Annotated in this window: 10 protein-coding genes and 1 tRNA gene; 3 read left to right on the top strand and 8 right to left on the bottom strand. The window is 53.3% G+C overall.

Going from position 1 to position 21,456, the window contains the following annotated elements; genetic code table 11:
* The 4 genes from FUA23_RS11410 to FUA23_RS11425 form a co-directional block, all read right to left on the bottom strand.
* Window positions 1-3,219 (bottom strand): hypothetical protein (locus FUA23_RS11410; protein ID WP_147930876.1); only part of this gene is annotated, 3,219 nt, incomplete at its 3' end.
* A gap of 111 nt (window positions 3,220-3,330) precedes the next feature.
* On the bottom strand, window positions 3,331-8,406 hold the full coding sequence (locus FUA23_RS22280; protein WP_187270987.1) for a hypothetical protein: 5,076 nt from the start codon (window positions 8,404-8,406) through the stop codon (window positions 3,331-3,333).
* Between the two features lie 104 nt (window positions 8,407-8,510).
* A complete protein-coding gene (locus tag FUA23_RS11420; RefSeq protein WP_147930877.1) occupies window positions 8,511-13,136 on the bottom strand; it encodes a cadherin-like domain-containing protein in 4,626 nt (1,541 codons plus the stop codon).
* A 722-nt stretch (window positions 13,137-13,858) separates the two neighbouring features.
* Entirely contained in the window at window positions 13,859-14,785 is a 927-nt protein-coding gene (locus FUA23_RS11425) for a tetratricopeptide repeat protein (RefSeq protein WP_147930878.1), read from the bottom strand.
* 224 nt (window positions 14,786-15,009) lie between these two features.
* On the opposite strand from FUA23_RS11425, the gene rlmN reads away from it, so the two are divergent.
* From rlmN to FUA23_RS11440, 3 genes are all read left to right on the top strand, one after another.
* On the top strand, window positions 15,010-16,062 hold the full coding sequence (rlmN, locus tag FUA23_RS11430; protein ID WP_147930879.1) for a 23S rRNA (adenine(2503)-C(2))-methyltransferase RlmN: 1,053 nt from the start codon (window positions 15,010-15,012) through the stop codon (window positions 16,060-16,062).
* Between the two features lie 223 nt (window positions 16,063-16,285).
* The gene (locus FUA23_RS11435; protein WP_147930880.1) at window positions 16,286-18,037 is read left to right on the top strand and encodes a T9SS type B sorting domain-containing protein; all 1,752 of its coding nucleotides are present in this window, start codon (window positions 16,286-16,288) and stop codon (window positions 18,035-18,037) included.
* Window positions 18,038-18,208: 171 nt separating this feature from the next.
* A tRNA-Cys gene (locus FUA23_RS11440) sits at window positions 18,209-18,279 on the top strand.
* 72 nt (window positions 18,280-18,351) lie between these two features.
* Here FUA23_RS11440 and FUA23_RS11445 read toward each other — a convergent pair.
* The 4 genes from FUA23_RS11445 to FUA23_RS11460 all read right to left on the bottom strand — a co-directional run bounded on the left by FUA23_RS11445 (window position 18,352) and on the right by FUA23_RS11460 (window position 21,390).
* On the bottom strand, window positions 18,352-18,687 hold the full coding sequence (locus tag FUA23_RS11445) for a phosphoribosylpyrophosphate synthetase (RefSeq protein ID WP_246144168.1): 336 nt from the start codon (window positions 18,685-18,687) through the stop codon (window positions 18,352-18,354).
* Between the two features lie 211 nt (window positions 18,688-18,898).
* Complete coding sequence (locus tag FUA23_RS11450; RefSeq protein ID WP_147930882.1) at window positions 18,899-19,366, bottom strand: Hsp20/alpha crystallin family protein; 468 nt, start codon at window positions 19,364-19,366, stop codon at window positions 18,899-18,901.
* A 54-nt stretch (window positions 19,367-19,420) separates the two neighbouring features.
* A complete protein-coding gene (locus FUA23_RS11455; protein WP_147930883.1) occupies window positions 19,421-19,945 on the bottom strand; it encodes an RNA polymerase sigma factor in 525 nt (174 codons plus the stop codon).
* Between the two features lie 335 nt (window positions 19,946-20,280).
* Window positions 20,281-21,390 carry a serine hydrolase domain-containing protein gene (locus tag FUA23_RS11460; RefSeq protein ID WP_147930884.1) on the bottom strand — a complete coding sequence of 370 codons (1,110 nt, stop codon included), beginning with the start codon at window positions 21,388-21,390 and terminating at the stop codon, window positions 20,281-20,283.
* Window positions 21,391-21,456 lie beyond the last annotated feature (66 nt).

Consider the following 21,456-nt stretch of genomic DNA (forward strand, 5'->3'; position numbering starts at 1 on the left):
AACGTCAACGGTGGTAGTGATCAGGTCACAAGCAAGTTCCTCGGCTACAACAGCGTCGTAAGAAGGTACTTCCATACAGTCACCGGACTCATCGGTCGGGAAAGTGATGCGGTAGTCGTGGATGCCGATCACGTCGATGATCTGGCTACATACGTTGGTGTTGGTGAAACCAGCTCCGTCGGTAGAAGTGAAACGACGCGTGATGCGGCCTACGCCACAGCTGTTGATCGTTCCGGATACCGTCTGAGTGATGGTCGTACCACAGTTGTCTACACCCGCAGCTTCGCCGAAGAGAGCGTCAAGCTGAGCGAAAGATGCGTCGGTGATGTCGTTGGGCAGGCTTGCGTTGTAGTCAACACAAGTGATGGTGGTGTTACCGGGAGCAACACAGGTAGGAGCAAGCTTGTCCTCAACGAGAACGTCCAGCCAGCAGAAGTTCATGTTACCAAGCGCATCGGTTACTTTGAGGCCAACGCGAACGGTACCAATGTCGTCACAAGTCAGGGTGATCTGAGGACCGTAAAGGCCGATCGGAAGGTCGCTGTCGTTCACACGGGCGATCTCGAGGGTCACACCGGAACAGTCATCGTAAGAACCATTGTCGATGTTCTCAGGCGTCAGTACAGCGAAACCGTTGTTCGCACCGCTGCCGGCGATAGAGATGTTCAGGCCGTCTTCACAGACAGCTACCGGAGGCGTCTGGTCTTCCACGCGGAAGTCGTAGTCGGTTACACCGGTGTTACCACATACGTCAGAGTAAGTGTAACGGAGGATGTGAGTACCGGCTGGGATCGCAGAGCTGAGCTCAGGTGATCCGCCGGGAACCACGGTGAAGGCACCGATCGGAGCAGCAGTGAGGTCGCCGTTAGGAAAGATCTCAGCAGAAACAGTAACGTCACCGTCGCAGTTGTCGGTTACGCTCACGTCGTCAAGGCGGAGGTAAGCAGCACAGATGTTACCGGCGTTGGTACCGTAAACGAGGGTGCCGTCAGCGTCGGTCTCTACGTTAGGACCAACGAAGGTCGGAGCGGTAGTGTCGCCCACTTTCACCACCTGGGTGAAGGTGCGGATGTCGCCCGCATCACACCAGTCGATGACAGTGTAGGTACGAACGAATTTGTACGTGTTCGGGCAGGTAACGATGCTCGGTCCGTCGGAGTAAGTAACGCCGATGTTGCAAACTGCAGTACCAGTGGAGAGGTTGAAGGTGCGGTCACCAATCGCCAGGAATGGGTAGTCGCTGGCACGTGGAGCAGGACGTACTGATGGGTCAGCGCCACAGCTCTCGATCTCAACAACGTCTTCGATGTTGTCCCCGTCCAGGTCGTCCAGCGTCGGACGGTCGAAGGTGATGGTGTAAGAAGCAGTAACCGATGGGTTTTCTTCGCCGGAAGCAGAAGCACAAACAGCGATCTCGGTAGCTACGAAGGTGCGCGTGATTACCACGTCGTCACAGTCAGGATCGTCGCCGTAAGCAACGGCGTCGCTCACACATACTTCGATTTCGTCGGAACAACCATCAGTGAAGGTCGGTACAACCGGAGCGGTAGTGCGAGCCAGCAGGCGTGCGCGGAGCGCAGATGCCATGGTGCCGGGAACGGTGGCGCCGGTAGAGGCGTCAACAGTGTAGCAGCGGCTGACGCTGGTAGGCAGAGTGGCGAGGTTGTTACCGTCGAGATCAACACAAAGCAGGTCGATGTTGGCCGGAGTAGTCACCACTGCGGGTGGTGTCTTGTCTTCAGCGCGAACAACGCCCCAGCAGGTCTCGAAGTCGAGACCGAGAAGGTTACCGGTGGAGAAGCTGAAGTCACGAATCGTCACGAAGCTCTGCTGACCACCAGTAGCGAAACCATCACCCTGCAGGGTGATCATCAGTGTGTTGCCGGGCATTACGGCTTCCTCAATATCAATAGTGCCAGCGTTGGTAATAACTTCGTCTCCGCTTGTTTCGAAAACAACGTTTCCGTCGAAGTCGATAATCAGCAGGTCAACGATGATGTCAGCGTCAAGGCTGTAGTCTGCAGAAAAAGAAACAGTACCTTCTTCAGAGAACTGGTAAGCAACCGATGCGATGTCGTCAAGACCTGTACCTCCAGTTACGTTAGGAGAAACCATATTGATTTCGTCAGCGGTGAAGGTTACGTCGGCATCAGCACCGGAAACTACCGTAAAGTTGTCTTCAGAGAAGTCGCCGGTGAAACCGGTGGTTGTTGTACCGGATGAAGCCGTAGAAGAAATCATGTAGTTGAACTCACCACAGCCGTCGATGATCGGGCCGTTGGAAGGGTCGCTGTCCTGGACAATGATTTCGAAACCGAAAGCATCCAGACAAGCAACATTGCCCACCAGAATCATTTGAGGAATCAGGAGCCCCTGACACTCGTCGTTGAGCGTAAGGTTGATCTCACCAATACAGGCGAGGTTAGGCTGGTCAAATTCTACTGTTACAGCAACAGTCTCTGTTGAAGTAAAGCCGCTGGCGTTCGTTGCGGTAATTTCAACATCAACAACACCGATATCTTCACAGCCAAAGGTGAGTTGGCTGGCCTCCAGAGATACTACATCACATTCGTCAGTAGCTGAGGCAAGTTGCTCAATGGTCGTAGAAGCAAATCCTGTGCTGCTGAGGGTTAAGGTTGTCGGAGTAACGGTGATCATTGGGCCGTCGGGGTTGCAAGTATTACAAGCAGTTCCTTCATTGGCGTAGTTGCCAGCGTACTGTTCACCTGCTGTGCCTCCCTGAGGGCCTCCGATGATGGTATTGAAAAAATCTGTTCCCAGCATGCCTGCATCAGCGGATGTAGGATCACTGTTGTTGATGAATAGTCGGTATCCATCAACACAGTCTGGTGCAGGGTTAGGGAAAAAGAAAAGGAGGGTTTCCTCTCCCGCGGTAAGCGAAACCGGAGCTCCCAGTGTACCGACCCCGTGAAAATCGCTGTCCGGACTTACGGCAGGACCGTAGATTTGAGAGTTGTCTTCCCAGGCACCGGAAGCAACACTGGTGATTGCGAATGGGGCATCAGCAACCTCTGCCGGGGCAACGATGGATATCTGGGAAGGTCCCCAAAAAAACGTTGTCGCTGTACTGGCGGGTAGCGTATAAACTTCGTATTGATCGTCGTCTGCATTATACCTAAGCGTGAATTCCAGGTCCTGAGCCTGTATCCAGGTAGATAATATCACCAAGATGGCGATGACTGGTAATATTTTTTTCATTGTTATGAGATTAAATAAGCTAATATAAATAAGTCAAATTAGGATGTTAGACACCTTGGGTTAAGGTGCCTAACATCCTGATAATGAAACATGATGTCCCTGTGCTATTCGCTAGGGGAGTTGCTCGGTCAGAAAGTCATAGTTGTACAATCCTCCGGCGTTCAAAGTGTAGTTGAACAGCAGGTTGATGAACAGGTAGCTGGGATCATTCTGGATACCCTGATATTTAGTCTTACCATCCATATTAATATCCGTCAGGCTGTATCCCAGGGAGTTATTATAGTTGTAAGAATAAGCGGCGTTTCCAGCATCAGAAACAACACCAGTCAGGATCGGACCATTGTCCGTTCCTGGGCCTTGGTATTTTATCTGGTCGTCACCATTTGCATTACCAGCCCAGAGAGCCTGTACACCGTTCATGGTGACTTGCTCAAAACCATTGAAGTTGATGACTCCGGGAAGGTCATAGATTTCGGTTGCAGTTGCAATTGTAAAGTCAACGGTAACTCCTGCAGAAGAGAAGAGAACTGCTGAGCCTGTCATTACACCAAGGTGATTGCGGTGCTTTACGGCTACGTAGTAGGTGGTGCCAACGATTCCGCTGAACGTGAGCGGAGTTATTCCGTCTGCCGCTTCAACCACGTCTCCATCCCGTTGAAGTAGGGCAGATCTGGTTTCTACGATTACTGACGGATCTGTAGCGTCACGAAGTTCCACGAATACCCAGTCAACGATCGCATCCGGAGTGCCGTCATTGGCCATCAATACAGCGGAAGTCGTGGTTTCTCCACCACCGTCACCGAAGTGAGTGAACTTGCCCCCCATAGCGGTGTAGGGCTCGGTTGTGGGCAGGAATCCTCCTGTACGCAGGTCGTCGCGCATCAGGGAGGAACCGGTATCGAACAGTGAGCCTTGCAGAGCAACCTTCAGCTCTAGCTGGCTCAAACAAGCTGCAGAGTTTTGGTTCGGGTCACATGGGTTCAGCGGATCACTATTGTCTCCGGGCGTATTCGGGTCACCGTCGGTGCCGTTGATTTCGTCGGCATTAGAAATTCCATCATTGTCGCAATCTCCGGTATCTGTAGCAAGAACCGTAGCATCGAGGTAATTCAGCGAGCAAGGCAGGTTCGGGTCTGTATTGTCACCTGGTGTGGAGTAATCGCCATCGGTGCCGTTGATTTCGTCGGCATCGGTGACACCATCGCCGTCACAGTCGCCGGTGCTGGTGGCATTCATGCTTACGTCGGCGAGGTTCAGGGAGCAGGCGCTGTTGGGGTCGGTGTTGTCACCTGTGGTTGCGTAGTCGTCGTCGGAACCGTTGATTTCGTCGGCGTCGGTGACACCGTCACCGTCACAGTCACTGGTGCTGGTGGCGTTCATGCTTACGTCGCCGAGGTTCAGGGAGCAGGCGCTGTTAGGGTCGGTATTGTCGCCGGGGGTGGAGTAGTCTCCGTCGGTACCGTTGATTTCGTCGGCATCGGAGACACCATCGCCATCACAGTCGCCGGTGCTGGTCGCGTTCATGCTTACGCTGGCGATGATGAGGCTACAGGGGCTCTCGGGGTCGGTCATGTCGTCAATTTCGTCGGAGTCGAGTACCCCGTCACCGTCGGTGTCCTGGTCGCTGACCGTAACGGTTACGGTTGCGGTAGCACATACATCCGGGTCAGGATCAGTGTTGCAGACTTCGTACACAATAGTAACCATCATGCCTGCTTCGGAGAAGACAGGAGTGTAGAGTAGTTCTCCGGTTGTTGCGTCGAAGGACACGGTTCCGGCAGCGGTGCTGCCTGCTCCTTCGGTAATGGTGGTGGTGCCGAGGTTACCCGCAGCGCCATCGGGGAGGAAGTCGTCGTTGGCAAGGATGTCGATCGTCGCCTGAGTTCCGGGTGTTGCGTTGCCGGTGTCGTCCGTTGCGGTTACGTCTACGGGATTGGGGTCGCCGCCGTTGGGGTTGCCGTCGTCGTCACAGTCTGCTGCGTCCCATGCCATGCTTGGTGTGCCCTGGTCTGCTTCGTTGTAATCACAAGGGTCAAGCGGGTCGGTGTTGTCACCTGGAGTGGAGTAGTCATCGTCGGTACCGTTGATTTCATCGGCATCAATAACACCATCGCCGTCACAATCGCCGGTGCTGGTGGCGTTCATGCTTACGTCGCCGGGGTTCAGGGAGCAGGCGCTGTTGGGGTCGGTATTGTCGTCGGGGGTGGAGTAGTCTCCGTCGGTACCGTTGATTTCGTCGGCATCGGAGACACCGTCGCCGTCACAGTCGCCGGTGCTGGTCGCGTTCATGCTTACGCTGGCGATGATGAGGCTACAGGGGCTCTCGGGGTCGGTCATATCGTCGATTTCGTCGGAGTCGAGTACGCCGTCACCGTCGGTGTCCTGATCGCTGACCGTAACAGTAACGGTTGCGGTAGCACACACGTCGGGGTCAGGATCGGTGTTGCAGACTTCGTACACAATAGTTACCAGCATGCCTGACTCAGCAATGACTGGTGTGTAGAGTAGTTCTCCGGTTGTTGCGTCGAAGGACACGGTTCCGGCAGCCGTGCCTCCTGCTCCTTCAGTGATGGTGGTGGTTCCGAGGTTGCCCGCAGCGCCGTCGGGTAGGAAGTCGTCGTTGGCAAGGATGTCGATCGTCGCCTGAGTTCCGGGTGTTGCGTTACCGGTGTCGTCCGTTGCGGTTACGTCTACGGGGTTGGGGTCACCGCCGTTGGGGTTGCCGTCGTCGTCACAGTCTGCTGCATCCCAGGCCACGCTTGGTGTGCCCTGATCCGCTTCGTTGTAATCACATGGATCAAGCGGATCTGTGTTGTCCGCAGTGGTTGCGTAGTCGTCGTCGGAACCGTTGATTTCGTCGGCGTCGGTGACACCGTCACCGTCACAGTCACTGGTGCTGGTGGCGTTCATGCTTACGTCGCCGAGGTTCAGGGAGCAGGCGCTGTTAGGGTCGGTATTGTCGCCGGGGGTGGAGTAGTCTCCGTCGGTACCGTTGATTTCGTCGGCGTCGGTGACACCGTCGCCGTCACAGTCGCCGGTGCTGGTAGCGTTCATGCTTACACTGGCGATGACGAGGCTACATGGGCTCTCGGGGTCGGTCATGTCGTCGATTTCGTCGGAGTCGAGTACGCCGTCGCCGTCGGTGTCCTGGTCGCTGACCGTAACAGTAACGGTTGCGGTAGCACATACATCAGGGTCAGGGTCTGTGTTGCAGACTTCGTACACAATAGTTACCATCATGCCTGACTCCGCAATGACAGGAGTGTAGAGTAGTTCTCCGGTTGTTGCGTCGAAGGACACGGTTCCGGCAGCGGTGCTGCCTGCTCCTTCGGTAATGGTGGTGGTGCCGAGGTTACCCGCAGCGCCATCGGGGAGGAAGTCGTCGTTGGCGAGGATGTCGATCATCGCCTGAGTTCCGGGTGTTGCGTTGCCGGTGTCGTCCGTTGCGGTTACGTCTACGGGGTTGGGGTCACCGCCGTTGGGGTTGCCGTCGTCGTCACAGTCTGCTGCGTCCCATGCCATGCTTGGTGTGCCCTGATCCGCTTCGTTGTAATCACAAGGGTCAAGCGGGTCGGTGTTGTCACCTGTGGTAGCGTAGTCGTCGTCGGAACCGTTGATTTCGTCGGCGTCAATAACACCATCGCCGTCACAGTCACCGGTGCTGGTGGCGTTCATGCTTACGTCGCCGAGGTTCAGGGAGCAGGCGCTGTTGGGGTCGGTATTGTCGCCGGGGGTGGAGTAGTCTCCGTCGGTACCGTTGATTTCGTCGGCATCGGAAACGCCGTCGCCGTCACAGTCGCCGGTGCTGGTCGCGTTCATGCTTACGCTGGCGATGATGAGGCTACAGGGGCTCTCGGGGTCGGTCATATCGTCGATTTCGTCGGAGTCGAGCACGCCGTCTCCATCGGTATCCTGATCGCTGACCGTAACGGTTACGGTTGCGGTGGCACACACGTCGGGGTCAGGGTCGGTATTGCAGACTTCGTACACAATAGTTACCATCATGCCTGCTTCGGAGAAGACAGGAGTGTAGAGTAGTTCTCCGGTTGTTGCGTCGAAGGACACGGTTCCGGCAGCGGTGCTGCCTGCTCCTTCAGTGATGGTGGTGGTGCCGAGGTTGCCCGCAGCGCCATCGGGGAGGAAGTCGTCGTTGGCGAGGATGTCGATCATCGCCTGAGTTCCGGGTGTTGCGTTGCCGGTGTCGTCCGTTGCGGTTACGTCTACTGGATTGGGATCGCCGCCGTTGGGGTTGCCGTCGTCGTCACAGTCCGCTGCATCCCAGGCCACGCTTGGTGTGCCCTGATCCGCTTCGTTGTAATCACAAGGGTCAAGCGGGTCGGTGTTGTCACCTGTGGTAGCGTAGTCGTCATCAGTGCCGTTGATTTCGTCGGCGTCGGTGACACCATCGCCGTCACAGTCACCGGTGCTGGTGGCATGCATGCTTACGCTGCTTAGCACCAGGCTACAAGCATCATACGGGCTGGTTGTGTCGGCGTCTTCGTCCGCATTGGTGACTCCATCTCCATCACAGTCGGCACTACCCCAGATAGGATTGGTCGGGTCTTCGCTGCCGATAGTGTAATCTACACAAGGGTTCATAGGCTCATCGTCCATGTCATCATCGGTTCCGTCACCGTCAGTATCACATACTGTACCGCTGTTGTCGAAGTTTCCTGTATAATACTCTCCGCCTCCGGCAGTTCCTACGCCAAAAACGGTGTTCGAGAAATCTCCCATTCCCATACCAGGAGCGGAGGAGTCAGGATCTGAACCATTAATGAACAAGCGTATGCCTGGTACACACGTTGAACCAGGGATCGTGAAGTGAAAAATAAGGGTTTCCACGCCGGCTACAAGGGGAGTTGCAGCTCCCAGGGTACCTACGGCATGGTAGTCGACATCCGGAGTTACAGTAGGGGCATAAATCCTGGAGTTGTCTAGCCATGCTCCACCCTGAACACTGGTTACTGGGAATTGAACGTCATTTACTGATGCTGGTACAACTAAGGTAATTTGAGAGGGGCCCCAGAAAAAACCAGAGGGCTGGCTGGATGTTGCTGGCAAGGCGTAGACCTCATAGCGGGATTCTGTGAAATTGTAGCGGACATTGAACTCCATCTCTTGCGCAAAAAGCGCAGTAGCAGAAGTGAAAAATATCACCGCCAATAAAGTAATTAGCTTTTTCATTTAGGTTTTATTTTATGAGAAACTGACTGATTGTTGAAAGGTATAGGTGTCCAAAGACGCCCACTTAATCAAGCGGCGTTCTTTGGACATTTTAAGTGGTTTATCTAGGGCAATTGCTCTAGAAAAATGTTGAAATTGTATAGGTTCTGATCGTTCAGAGAGAAACTGACAAGGTTGATGAAGGCGTACAATCCATCATTCCTTACCCCTTGGTATTTAGACTTGCCATCCATGTTGACGTCCGACAAGAAGTAGCCAAATCCTGAGTCGTAATTGTAAGTCTGAACAAGGTTTTCGGCATCAATGATCACGTTGATCAGGATAGAGGTTACGTCCGCTCCCGGCCCCTGATACTTTATCTGGTTGTCGGCATTTGTATTGCCAGACCAAAGGGCTTGTACTCCGTTAACGGTAACTTGCTCGTGACCATCAAAATTCTCAACGAGATGGTAGACGTCGGCCGCAGAGGCTGTTGTGAAATCTACTAAGGTTCCGGTAAGATCAAGGGTGACCGGGGACGCAGTCATTACGCCAAGGTGGTTACGGTGCTTAACTGCGACGTAGTACTGTTCACCGATTAATCCCCTGAAGGATAAGGGTGATGTACCATCGGTTGGGCTCACCACATCTCCGTCCCTTTGTAAGAGGGCCGATCTGGTTTCCAGGATTAATGATGGCGTCAAAACGTTCCTCAATTCAACGAATACCCAATCGACGATTGCGTCTGCGGTGCCTGAGTTTGCGTCTAAAACGGACTGAGTTGTTATTTCTCCGCCTCCCGCGCCTTTATGAAGGAACCTGGGGTTGTTGAAGGCGGCATACGGCTCGGTTAACGGGAGGTACCCTCCGGCACGCAGGTCATCCCGCATCAATGGTAGCGGCTGATCAAATAGTGCCCCCTGAAGCATCACTTTCAGACTCAAGGTTGCTGCTGGTACGTTCTCTACAGTAATCATCACTACCGCAGTATCACACAGGTCAGGCGTGCCGCCGTCGCAGTACGAGTAGCTAAAGCTGTCGGGGCCGTCGTAGCCAATGTCAGGGGTGTAAGAGAAGGTCCCGTCAGGGTCGAGGGTGAGGCTTCCGTTGTCTACGTCGTCGATCAGGGCAACCGTGACGCCCGGCCCGTCACTGTCGGAGTCATTAGCAACTACATTGCCGGTAAGTTCGGTTTCCTCGTCGGTGCTGAGGGTGTCGTTGACTGCGAAGGGGGCGTCGTTTACCTCTTCTACGGTGATCATCACTATTGCGGTGTCACAGAGATTTGGTGTGCCACCGTCGCAGTACGAGTAGCTGAAGCTGTCGGGGCCGCTGTAATCATCGTCCGGGGTGTAGGAGAAGGTTCCGTCAGGGTCGAGGGTGAGGCTTCCGTTGTCTACATCGTCAATCAGAGAAACCGACACACCCGGTCCGTCACCGTCGGAGTCATTAGCAACTACATCGCCGGTCAGTTCGGTGTCTTCGTCGGTGCTGAGGGTGTCGTTGACCGCGAGGGGAGCGTCGTTTATTTCTTCTACAGTAATCATCACTACCGCAGTATCGCACAGATCAGGCGTGCCGCCGTCGCAGTACGAGTAGCTGAAGCTGTCGGGGCCGCTGTAATCATCGTCCGGAGTGTAGGAGAAGGTTCCGTCAGGATAGAGGGTGAGGCTTCCGTTGTCCACATCGTCAACAAGGGTTACCGAGACGCCCGGTCCGTCACCGTCGGAGTCATTAGCAACTACATCGCCGGTAAGTTCGGTGTCCTCATTGGTGCTGAGGGTGTCGTTGACTGCGAGGGGAGCGTCGTTGAGGTCGAATTCTATAATGACCAGAGCGGTGTCCGAAGAACCATTCAAGTCAGTGATCTGATAAATAAGGGTGTCCATCCCCATGCCCATTGAGGCAGTGTACACAATCATGTCATCGGTAGGATCTAGAGGGGTACCCATGTCGTCGACAACAGCAGTGCCGAACGATGGGGGGGAAATCAGTTCAATCGCGGCAGTGTCTGGTGAGTCAGGACCGAAATCATCGTTGAGCAGAACGTTAAGGGTTACAGGGGCTGTATCGTATACCTGGTAAGTGTCTGCTTCTGCGACAGGGACTCCGTCACAACTGTTTGGAATACCGTTACCGTCGTCGTCCATCAGATCATCTCCGGAACAACACTGGTCCATACAATCAGGGACGCCATCTCCGTCCGAATCGACACGGATGTAGGCATAGTAGATTTCAAGATTAGAAAGAACTCCTAATTCTACAAGCCCCCCAACCGTAAGTCTGACCTCGTCAAAAGGCAGGGAAGTGGTGAATCCGAGAAAACTCACGTCGCTGCTGCCGCTCAATAAAGACAGGTCTACCAGTGGACTGGATGCGGCAAAGGACTCAGCGGGAAGTCCTCCGAGGTAGGTGGAAATAGATATGTTTCCAAGGACCGCAGCCCCCAGTAAGCCGTTATTTCCGCTGAGCGCAAAACCAGCTTCGTACCCTGCAGGCATAATTACATTGCTTTTAACAGCAAGGGTACTGTTGTTGGCAACGCCGGCAACGACGTTGAGACTCGTACCATCGGTCAGGTCATTGTCTACCAGTGCTGATAAAGGGGACATATTGCAACTCACACACGCAATACCACTAAAGCCTGTTGCATCATAATTAATGGTAGCGCAATAGTCAGATTCGGCAATGAGTGGTTCGATGCACAATACAGAGGGGTCTAAAGCAAAGTCTTCGCCAAAGTCGCAGGCCGCATCTTCGGTAAAGGGATAGTAGACCTGGATGCTTCCCAGTGCACTTACTGTACTGTTATAGAGGATTTCTACTTCATCGTAAGGAAGAGTAGTGACGAAGCCAACTCGCTGTTGGTTCGCACCACCGAGTGCTGCTGCTGTAACGAGACCTAAACTGGTGTTTCCGGTTTCCTGTAAAATATCGTTGAGATAAGTTCTGATCTCGATTCCAGAGAGTACACTTGCGTTCAACAGCCCTCCGGGGAATGCAATCACGTAGCCTGCCCGACTACCCGCAGGGTAGACGTTAACCGTGTCTTTAACCGATATAAGTGAAGAGGAGCCAAGTAGTGAAACCAGGTCATTGTACTCTAGAAAGTTACGGAGGTTTCCGTCTACGACATTCTGGGCATCCCCCGTGTTACAGAGTAGGCATATACCACCGATGGCGCCTGAGTTGTCGACGATTACGTCCGGACCGGTGATGGGGTCGTTACATCCGGAACTCGCGGCGCTGTCTACGTAAAGCACGGAGACAGTGTCGGAACAGGTTCCGTTAGAAAGAACGAAAGAATAGGTGCCTGTGGCGTCTAAGCCGGTGATTTCCCCGGTACTGCTAATGATTGCGGGGCTCGGGTTCCCCGGTACTGCGGACCAGGTCTGGCCGGCCTGGGCTGCAATAAGTTGGGCCGTTCCGGCATCAGTAGAAGGACATGCATTCTGGTCAAGCCCCGCGTCGACATCACACACCGGGTTACATGCGAGTGGCAAGCCATTGATGTTTAGGGCGTTGTCGTCTCCGACACATTTGTCAATACAATCGGGGACTCCATCGCCATCCGTGTCGTACCGAACGAAAGCGTTTTGAACCGTTATGTTACTGAGCAGGCCAAGAAGACCAGAGTTTATAACCAACCTGACTTCATTGAAACTTTGAGTAGTCGGAACGGATAAAGACAGCTCGTCTCCACTTGGCAACAATGCTATGTTGGCTAGTCCTCCTCCCACGGAAATCTGCTCCCTGGGGAGTCCGAAAAAGTAGGTTTCAATGGTGAAGCCACTAAGAACAGATAGGTCCAGCAGACCCAGAACGCCTGACTGCCTTACAACGAAGCCAACATCTGTACCTGCACTCTCAACGGTGCCGGTAGCAACAGATGTTGCAAAAACGCCACCGACCGTAACACTATAGTCAATCAGAGCTCCGTTGGTGAGGTCGTTATCGATAATCTGATCGGTGTTGTAAACGCCGCATATGACACAAACCCCCGAAACGATACCTGTACGACTTGCTACAATACTTGGAGAGAAACCGTTGGCCGGAATTATCTCCGTACTGCAGTCTGCATCACAGGTAGGATCTTCATCAAATGCGTAGTAGACCCGGATGCTGGTGCCTACTGATAACGCTGTATTGAGGACAAGTTCTATCTCGTCGTACGGTAGAGAGGTGGTAAAGGCAATTCTCTGCTTTCCATCGGTACCTGTACCCAGCAAGCCGAGGCTCAGTACTGATCCGCCGGAGAGAGAAAAGGTTTCCTGAAGTACATCGTTCTGATAGGTTTGTATTCCAAGGCCTCCGAGGGCATCTACTGATAAGAGGCCATTATTGCTCTCGATAACGAAGCCTGCTCTGCGGCCGGCAGGAAATGAGCCGTTGACCCTCTTTACAGAGGCCAGAGAAGAGCCCAGTACGACCGCAGTAGGGTCAACCTCTGCGTAATTGCTCAAGTCGGTATCTACAAGATTGCCGAGTGTGGTTCCCGATTGCAAAGCGCCTACCAGACCGGAAGAGACAAGGTCAACAACGTATGACTTTCCGGCCATCGGGTTGTTACAATCCTCGGGCGGCGGAAGTAAACTTAAACCCGTCACGGTTTCCGGAGGGGGGCAGTCGTCAGGAGGCCCAAGTGATGAATTACTGAATGCCGTGGAAGGCAAAAGTAATATGAATAAGAGTGAGAGGAAATAGGTCCGTCTGGGCACAGAAGTGCCTGACACCGGGATGGAGTGTCTCATATAAAGGTTTATTTCACGAGTTGAATAAAAAAAACGGCCCGGAGGCAATAAAAAGATAAGGGCTCATCAATGAATAAAAATCAGCAGCAGGCTAATGATTTTATACGCAAAGTTGAAAAAAAACACTTACCTGTATCAGGATATAAGTTTATGTATTGGTGGGTTTGGAATTGTGTATTTGAAGTGGTCACGAATGCAACTTGTGTGTCAAGCGAAGAATAGACATATGAAATATCCTAAACTATAGGATTGTCTGTTCTTTAGTAGTTGGCATAAGTACCTTAAGCGTCACTAAGCTAAGGCATTCCCCGCTATTTATCAGGGTTTCAAGGGGGTAAAATTAAAATTTAACACTTTTTATTTTTGGGTTCAAAATGATTTAAATAGGTGTTTAAACCTCATTCTATCAATATTTGTAATATTGTGTGCAAACATGATTGTGTTGCAAATGTATGCTTATGTATTTATTGTTTATACAGGGTTCAGGGGTGTTAGCAACAAGTTGAATACATGTTTTTCTCTTCTTTTTTGTCGGTTTATTTGGAAGGAATTGGGGGGTAAATAGGATGTTAAATTAGTGTCGAACGTAATTGCATTGTTATGTTTTTTATTTGTTTTAATACGTCTTATAAAATCGTAAAATGCCAGGGTGTAACCACGATGCATAGTGAGTTGGATACAGGGTTGATATGCCAGTTTATGAGGGGGAGTACGAGGGTGTTCTAATACTGCCGTAAATCAGAGTATTGCTCCAGGCTGATAATTTGCCAGGCATTCAGCGTTCGTTCTACTTCGGCGGGGTGGATAGCTGCAATAGCAACAAGGGTCGTGCCGTGGTCGGGGCGGGGGACCAGGTCATTATAATATTCAGGGAAGTTGTTCTTCTCTGCTTCTCCGGCTTCTGTTTTGTTGAGTCGGGTAGCGTGGCTGGAGTTGCTCCAAACCTCAAAGCCGAGACCGGCGTCAAAGCAAAGCTCTTCAAGCTGGTTGATCGCCTTTGGGGTGCTGGTGTGAAGGAGGCAGCTGAAGGTCTGGTACGGCGAGCGCTTGATGCGATCGAGCGAAGCATATACCGCAATACGACGATTGTTGACCACGTTTGTTCCCGTTTGTTGACGACGGTCGTACAGCATGAGATCGCGGTAGCGAAGGTTGCCCCCTGGGTGGGGGATGCTGAGGACCCGACCCCGGCTGGCGTCCAAAGGTTGCATCCACAGGATTTCATACCTGTTGGCTCCTTTTACTTCTAGCGACAGAGGATGGCTGAGGTCCGGCTTTTCAAAGCCGAATTTAGCCCAAACAGTAGCCGCAACCCTCATTCTGCCAAGACCAACCGCAGCAAGACCAAGGTGCCACCAGGCTTCGCGGTCGTCGGCGTCAAGGGCAACGGTCTTTTTCCAGTAATGAAACGCAGGCTTCCATTCTCTTCTGCGATGATAAATCTGACCAAGGGCAGCGTGAGGGTCTGTCCACTCCGGATTGATCCGAATTGCCTTCTTCAGCAACTTCACGGCAGTGTAAACGTCTCCGACTTTGTCGTAACGCAACGCCTCTTCGTAAAGGGCCCAGGGGTTGGGATCATGTGGGGAGCCGTGGGGCAATTCGTTGTTCTTTTGGTTGGGTGCAAGATAACGGTGATCAGGGTGCAAAGTTGTGTTAAGTACGTTTGCTGCTCAGTCGGAGCGCGAAGATGAGCACTTTGTGACCTTAGGAAGGTCACGCCAGGTCCGGCCTCCTTTGTAACATCCCCCGAAGGATCGGTAGGCAGAGTCGGGCAACGGTTGTACCTTTGCGGCCGCTAAGGGAAACCCTCTTCGGAGGAAAACTGTTTGACTTCAAATCCTTTCGCTAAACTATTGATTTACCCCGCCTTATGGATACTGCTACAAAGCTCACCGACATACGGACCCTCTCCCTGGAAGAACTCACTTCTCAGCTCATCCTGACCGGAGAAAAAAAGTTCCGGGCCAAGCAGGTCTACCAGTGGCTTTGGGAAAAAGGAGCCCGCAGTTTCGACGATATGACGAATCTTTCGCTCGAGCTGCGCGAAAAACTGAAGGAACGCTACAGCCTCCTTGTCGTTACCGAAGATAAGGTGCAGCGCAGTAATGACGGCACCATCAAAAGCCGCTTCCGGCTCCACGATGGCCACCTGATCGAATCCGTTTTGATTCCCGTGGTGGCTGATGATCGTTTCACCGTCTGTGTCTCCAGCCAGGTGGGCTGCAGCCTTACCTGTACTTTCTGCGCGACCGGCCGCATGAAGCGCCTGCGCAACCTCACCGCGGCTGAAATTTACGATCAGGTGTTCCTCGTCAACCAGCAGTGCATGGAGACGTACGGCAAGCCACTAACTAACATTGTCTACATGGGAATGGGCGAGCCGTTGCTGGCTTATAAAGAAGTTGTTGGCAGCATCGATCGTATTACCAGCCACACCGGTTTGCATATGGCGCCACGGCGGCTGACGGTTTCTACTGCCGGTATTGCCAAAATGATCAAAAAATTGGCCGACGACGATACGAAGGTCAACCTGGCCATCAGCCTCCATGCCGCAGACGACGTGAAGCGCAACGAGATTATGCCCATCAACGAAAGCAATAACCTGGAGGTACTCGTCGACTCTCTGGTCTACTTTTACGCAAAGACCAAGAAGCGCATCGGTTTCGAGTACATCACCTTTCAGGACTTCAACGACACCCTGGAGGACGCCGAGAAACTCTACCAGATTTGTAAGCAGGTGCCCAGTATGGTCAACATCATCGAGTACAACCCGATCGACAATGCACCCTTCCGGAAGTCTGCCGAGCACAACATCGATGATTTTGCCACTTACCTCCGGGATCGGGGCGTGATGGTGACCGTCCGCCGTAGCCGGGGTAAAGACATCGACGCTGCCTGCGGACAGTTGGCGAACAAAGGATAGTAAGTCAGCCGTGCTGTTCAGGGGGCGCGGCCGCTGGTGCAAAGAACGTTCTCAAAAACATCGGATGCAGGATAAAAGTAGGCCCCGAGGGCAACGACCAAAGCATCCTTGCGTTCTACTGAAACCAACACAAAAAACAAACGTTACAAAGGGCCTTGTGCCCACACACATATAAGTGTCTGAATCCATATCTCACGAACATTTTCCCAGAAACATACTTGCCTTGCGTTTTCTACTCTGCTATTTCATCCTCGGCCTTGCACCCGCGTTGAGCGCCCAGATTGCTGCTCCTGACCTGCTGTGTACCCGCTCCGAATCCGGCGCCGTAATCCTCAATTGGGAAAACGCAGCCGTCGGCTGCGGCCCTTACGAAGCCACCGAGATTTATTCCGCCACCGCTCCGGATGGCCCTTTCAGTCTGCTGGCCGAAGTGAACGATCCCGCCGAAACGATGTATTCCGACGCTAATCCAACGGGAGAATTGCGCTACTACTACATGAGCTACCGCTATAACTGCCCTGGCCAGACGGCCATGAACAGTGATACCCTGGACAGTTTCATCCCCCGCAGCCCGGTGGTGCGGTACGTCAGTGTAGAAGACAACGAAATAATCATCGACTGGAGGGCCTCTTCTTCACCCGAAGTAACCGGTTACATCATCCTGGAGGTTACCCCAACGGCCTTCATTCCACTTGATACCGTGTACGGAGTTACAGACTACCGGTTTCCGTTTTCTGCAGCCGACCCCGACCCGGCCAGCCGCGAGTTTCGCCTCGTAGCTATTGATCCATGCGGAAACGACAGCCCGCAGGGCTCCATTGTTTCCGCGATGAACCTGAGCGCAACGGGCGGATCGGGCTGTACGAGTGAGATCACACTTATGCCGGATTTGACGAGTCTGAGCCGCTACCTGCCCGCTACCGCACTCGAGTTGTTCGTTTCTACCAACGGCAGCGCTTACGTCTCGGCGGGCACCTTCGGGCCCGCAGCACCAACCGTTGACTACGACGGCGCAAACGACGGCGATGATCTTTGTTTCTACCTCGAAGCTGCTATCGCCGAAAACAACAGTCGCGCCCGCTCTACCGTGTTTTGTACCTCGGTCGTGATCAATCAACCCGCACGGCAGATGGATCTCTACGGTGTTGAAGTTAGTGACAACGGCGACCTGCTCTTCCAGTACGACGCCAGCGTTATTCAACCGGTACTGACCGAATCCGTCTACCTCATCGCCCGCACCAACGGCGTACTCGAACAGGACAGCTCCCTGCCAACCGACCTGACTGCCGCCGGAGGCCAGGCAACCCTCGCCGGACCGCTGGCCGACCCGTTGGAAAGTGGCGAAACAGTAGCCTTTCGCCTCACCGATGACTGTATGCGCGAAATAACCACCAACGCGGTGGAGCCCGTTTACCTCACCGCTACTGAATTCTTTCCGGGGCAGCATCAACTGAGCTGGACGCCCCTCATCAATGGCCTGGCCGGCGAAACTACCTACGATGTCTTCCGCACCGATGCCGGCTCCGCTCCGGTAACCCTGGCCACAGGGCTTACCGATCTGCGTTTTCTGGACGAAAACTCAGGTGCCGGAGGAGAGGTCTGCTACGAAATTCGGGCGACGTTCCGGCCGGAGGGAGCCGCTACGGCGGAAACCTATGTGTTTAGCTCTAACACGGACTGCATTACCCCCGTTTCTGAGGTGTTCGTGCCCAATGCTTTCAGCCCCAATGGAGACGGAATCAATGATGTATTTCGTCCTTTCTTTTCTCCGCTCCCGGCGGAGGCAGACTACGAGCTTCTCGTATTTGACCGTTGGGGAGCACTCGTTTTCGAGTCCAACGTACCCCTGGAAGGGTGGGATGGGTCTTACCGGGGTAAGCTGATGACCAACGGAGTGTTCGTATACAGCCTGCGCTACCAGGCCCGTGAAGGCCTGGTTTACACCCGTAGCGGTACCGTTAACCTTCTGCGGTAAAAAGATTCTGCTTGTCCGGTTTAGGATGGTAATGGCTAAAGATTCTGAAATTCGGATAAATTTATTTTGACGCAACTTGTCTGTTAATCACGGCGTTATCCTTCTGTCGTGAAAAAAGCCAGGCAAAAGTTTGGTTCAACGGTTTCAATGAGCCTATTTTTGCGCCCCGATGGTCGGTTGGCCGAGCGGTTAGGCACAGGTCTGCAAAACCTGCTACAGCGGTTCAAGTCCGCTACCGACCTCATAAGAAAAGCCCGGACTGCTTGCGCAGCTCCGGGCTTTTCTGTTTTACAGCTATTTGGCTGAAATCGGTTTTACTCTTCATCCACGGATTTATACTCTACCCGGAACTTCTCGATCATTTCCGGACTGATTGCATCAGCATACACACCATATGCATCGATCAGGATGCCTTTGGTGCCGTCGTCGGCTTCAATACCGTACAGTACGGAGTTGTCAGACGGGTTGGTCATTCCCTCAAAACGGTAAGTATGGGTGATGGTGAAATTTTCGGGCTTGAAGTTCTTCTTAAGTTTTTTGCACTCAAGGTGAAATTCAGCCTGATCGAAATCATGGTCATATCCCTTTTCGCGGAGATCTGCGATTCCGTCGGTAAGGGTAGAGTAATGGTTTTTCTGAATGATTGGCATGGCTGTGGTGGATTTGGTTATGTTCTGCAGTTAAAACCGCATCATCCCCCCGCTGTGTTCGCTTTCAGTGCCCTCAACAAAAAAAGCGTTCAGTACTCAGACTGCCCGGAGGGCAGCCCGAACGCTGAACGCTGTTCGGCAAGGCAACCAACCGGAAGCCAGGCTTTTATCGCCCGATATCCGGACGACGTCGGGTGCTTAGCCCTGTCGGTTAGCTGATGGTGATCTCCCGTTCCGGAGCCTGAGCAGCCGACGTTTTCGGAGCTGTAATCACGAGAATACCGTCTTCGAAAGTGGCCGTGATGGCCTCCTGGTCTACGTGCTCACTGAGCTCGAACCAACGTTCGAACGATTTAATGGGGAATTCCTGCAGCAGCCAGTCGGGGAACTCATTTTCTGGCTGACGGGAGCCGCTGATGTAAATCATATTGTCGATCAGATTGATCTTGACGTTTTCCTTAGCAAAACCGACGCAGTAAACGCGGGCGATAAAGCTGTTGGCGGTCTCTTCGATGTTGACCGGCACGTTGTGGCGGGGCCGACGGCGCCCGGGGCCGCCCATACGGCGACCATGGCCTCCGCCTGGGTGATGATGTCCGCGAGGGCCACCGTGGCGGTGCGGACGATGATGAGGGTGGTTGGGGTGGCCTCCGGGGCCACGTCTGTGTTGCTTGCGCATAATTAATTGTTTTATTTGGTTCAGTAGGGTAGACGGGGTAGGGCGGTGATTACTTTAATCGTAGCCGAAATAATTGTCGTAGGTCGTTTGTAAAAGGCTGCGTAGACGCGTCCGGGCGTAGCCTTTACGGGAAATGATGGTCTTCAGCGGGACACCGAGATCCACAGCTATTTCACGGAGTGTTTCTCCGTCGAGTTCATTGCGGACGAATACTTCGCGCTGGTTGGGCGGCAGCAGGTCAAGGGCGTCCTCAATGTCGGCCCAGACATCGTCGGGGTCGGCTTCACTGTACTGTTCGTCGGTTTCCGCATCTATGTCTTCCGTAAGGTCCTGGAAAGCAGGGCGGCCCGAGCGCCGCCGGTAATAATCGGTGATACGGTTGCGGGTAACGCGGTAGAGCCAGGCGCGGGGCTGGTTGATAGAACTGTTGTGTAGGGCGGTGAGATAGCTGGCCCAGACTTCCTGCAGGAGGTCGGCTGCTTCATCGGCGGGGATGCGATCGCGGACAAAGGCGGCTAACTCGGTGTCATATTCTCGGTAGGCTTCGTCCCATTCATATTTGGGGTTTTTATCTGTCATTCACATCTGTAGACGCCGCCCGGAGCAATTACTTTAACCGGACTCCTGAATTTAGGCGTTTTTTAAGAGTTTCAGGAGACTGTAGCTTCCAAAGTATGTCGCCAGATGCACTACCACCGCTAACTTGTTCCCCTTGCCACCTCTCACGTCTCCCCTCTTGCGAGGACCCGGGAGCACCGGCAGCCGCCAGGCCAACTCACCCCGGCTGCGCGGGGTAAAAGCACCAGACTGGCAAGCCGCCGGATAGTCCCCCCGGTATTCAGCCATGACCCACTATCTTTTCGGGTCGGGGAAGCGTTCTCTACTTCGCTACGCCAGAGGCGCGGAGTATTCGCCTAATTGTTTACTTCCAGGAAAAGAGCGTTACCCAGCGAGGTAAGCACAGTAGTGTAATCGGCGACGTTGGCTAAGAGGATCACCCCCGTTCGCTTGTTTTTGTCGAGGATGAGGATGGAGGAAAAGCCACCGGTGCCGCCGTCATGAACAAGCAGACTGAATTCTCCTTCTTCGAAAATGGTCCAGCCCAAGCCGAGTGCAAAGTTGTCGTCCCGGTTAAATGTCGTTTCCTGTGGAAGATCGTACACTGCGTCATTCTCAAAGTTCTTCCGGATAAACCGGGTCATATCTTCTGCCGAAGATTTCAGAGACCCTGCTCCTGTAGTGATTTCCGAGAAGTTCCAGTGGGGTACAATGTCGCCGTTTTGATCTCTGGGTTCCACGAGTTTAGTTGTATCCGTGTTTTCGAGAACAGAAGTGGTTTGCTCCATACCCAATGGGCTCAGGACAGTGCGCTGCACCAACTCTTCGTAGGTGGTGTTTCTTTTTTGAGCCAAAGCATAACCCAGTAAACCCGTACCCAGGTTTGAGTAAGAATATTCGGTGCCACTGGCTGCACTTAAAACTAAGTGGTTCTGGAGGTAACTTTGCAGGTTCTCCGGCGTGTAAACAGCATAAGGATCGGTAGGGTCGAACTGCGGAACTTCCTCCTCATTGGTAGGCACTACCGGGAGGCCGGAGGTGTGGTTGGCCAACTGCAGGAAGGTTATGTCTCCGCCGGTAGGTATATCGTAATCGAATTGGCCCTGAAGGGTCTCCGTCAGGGAGGCTTCTCCGGAAGCAATCATGTCGGACAGGCAGATGCTGGTGAACACTTTGGTGATAGAGCCGATCTCGAATACGTTGTCGGCGTTGTCGGTCGTCTGCAGTACATCGCTTTCGCGTGTAACACCGATGTATTCGGTATGCGTGTCGTCCACTAAGCCGATGGCTACCTGAGCGTTGTTCGGCAAGCCAGAGAGGTAATTGTCCAAAATCTGTACGTAAGCCTGATTGCCTATCTCATCCGACAGCCGGGAGGGGGGGCTGTCTTCGTCGGGGCAATCTGTGATAATACAACACGAGGAAAGGGTAAAGAAAAGAATGATGATGGGGAGGAACTTTGCCATTTTATGGAGGGTTTTTACTGCGGTTTACGCAGTTGTGAAATTTTGGTTGTCAATTGGTTTCACGGC

The sequence above is a fragment of the Neolewinella aurantiaca genome (genome assembly GCF_008014675.1).
Lineage (GTDB): Bacteria > Bacteroidota > Bacteroidia > Chitinophagales > Saprospiraceae > Neolewinella > Neolewinella aurantiaca.

What these genes read in the sequence shown, in the direction of transcription:
- FUA23_RS11460 (WP_147930884.1), bottom strand. Translation starts at nt 21,390, where the DNA reads ATGGCAAAGTTCCTCCCCATCATCATTCTTTTCTTTACCCTTTCCTCG.
- FUA23_RS11420 (WP_147930877.1), bottom strand. Translation starts at nt 13,136, where the DNA reads ATGAGACACTCCATCCCGGTGTCAGGCACTTCTGTGCCCAGACGGACC.
- rlmN (WP_147930879.1), top strand. Translation starts at nt 15,010, where the DNA reads ATGGATACTGCTACAAAGCTCACCGACATACGGACCCTCTCCCTGGAA.
- FUA23_RS11450 (WP_147930882.1), bottom strand. Translation starts at nt 19,366, where the DNA reads ATGCGCAAGCAACACAGACGTGGCCCCGGAGGCCACCCCAACCACCCT.
- FUA23_RS22280 (WP_187270987.1), bottom strand. Translation starts at nt 8,406, where the DNA reads ATGAAAAAGCTAATTACTTTATTGGCGGTGATATTTTTCACTTCTGCT.
- FUA23_RS11445 (WP_246144168.1), bottom strand. Translation starts at nt 18,687, where the DNA reads ATGCCAATCATTCAGAAAAACCATTACTCTACCCTTACCGACGGAATC.
- FUA23_RS11455 (WP_147930883.1), bottom strand. Translation starts at nt 19,945, where the DNA reads ATGACAGATAAAAACCCCAAATATGAATGGGACGAAGCCTACCGAGAA.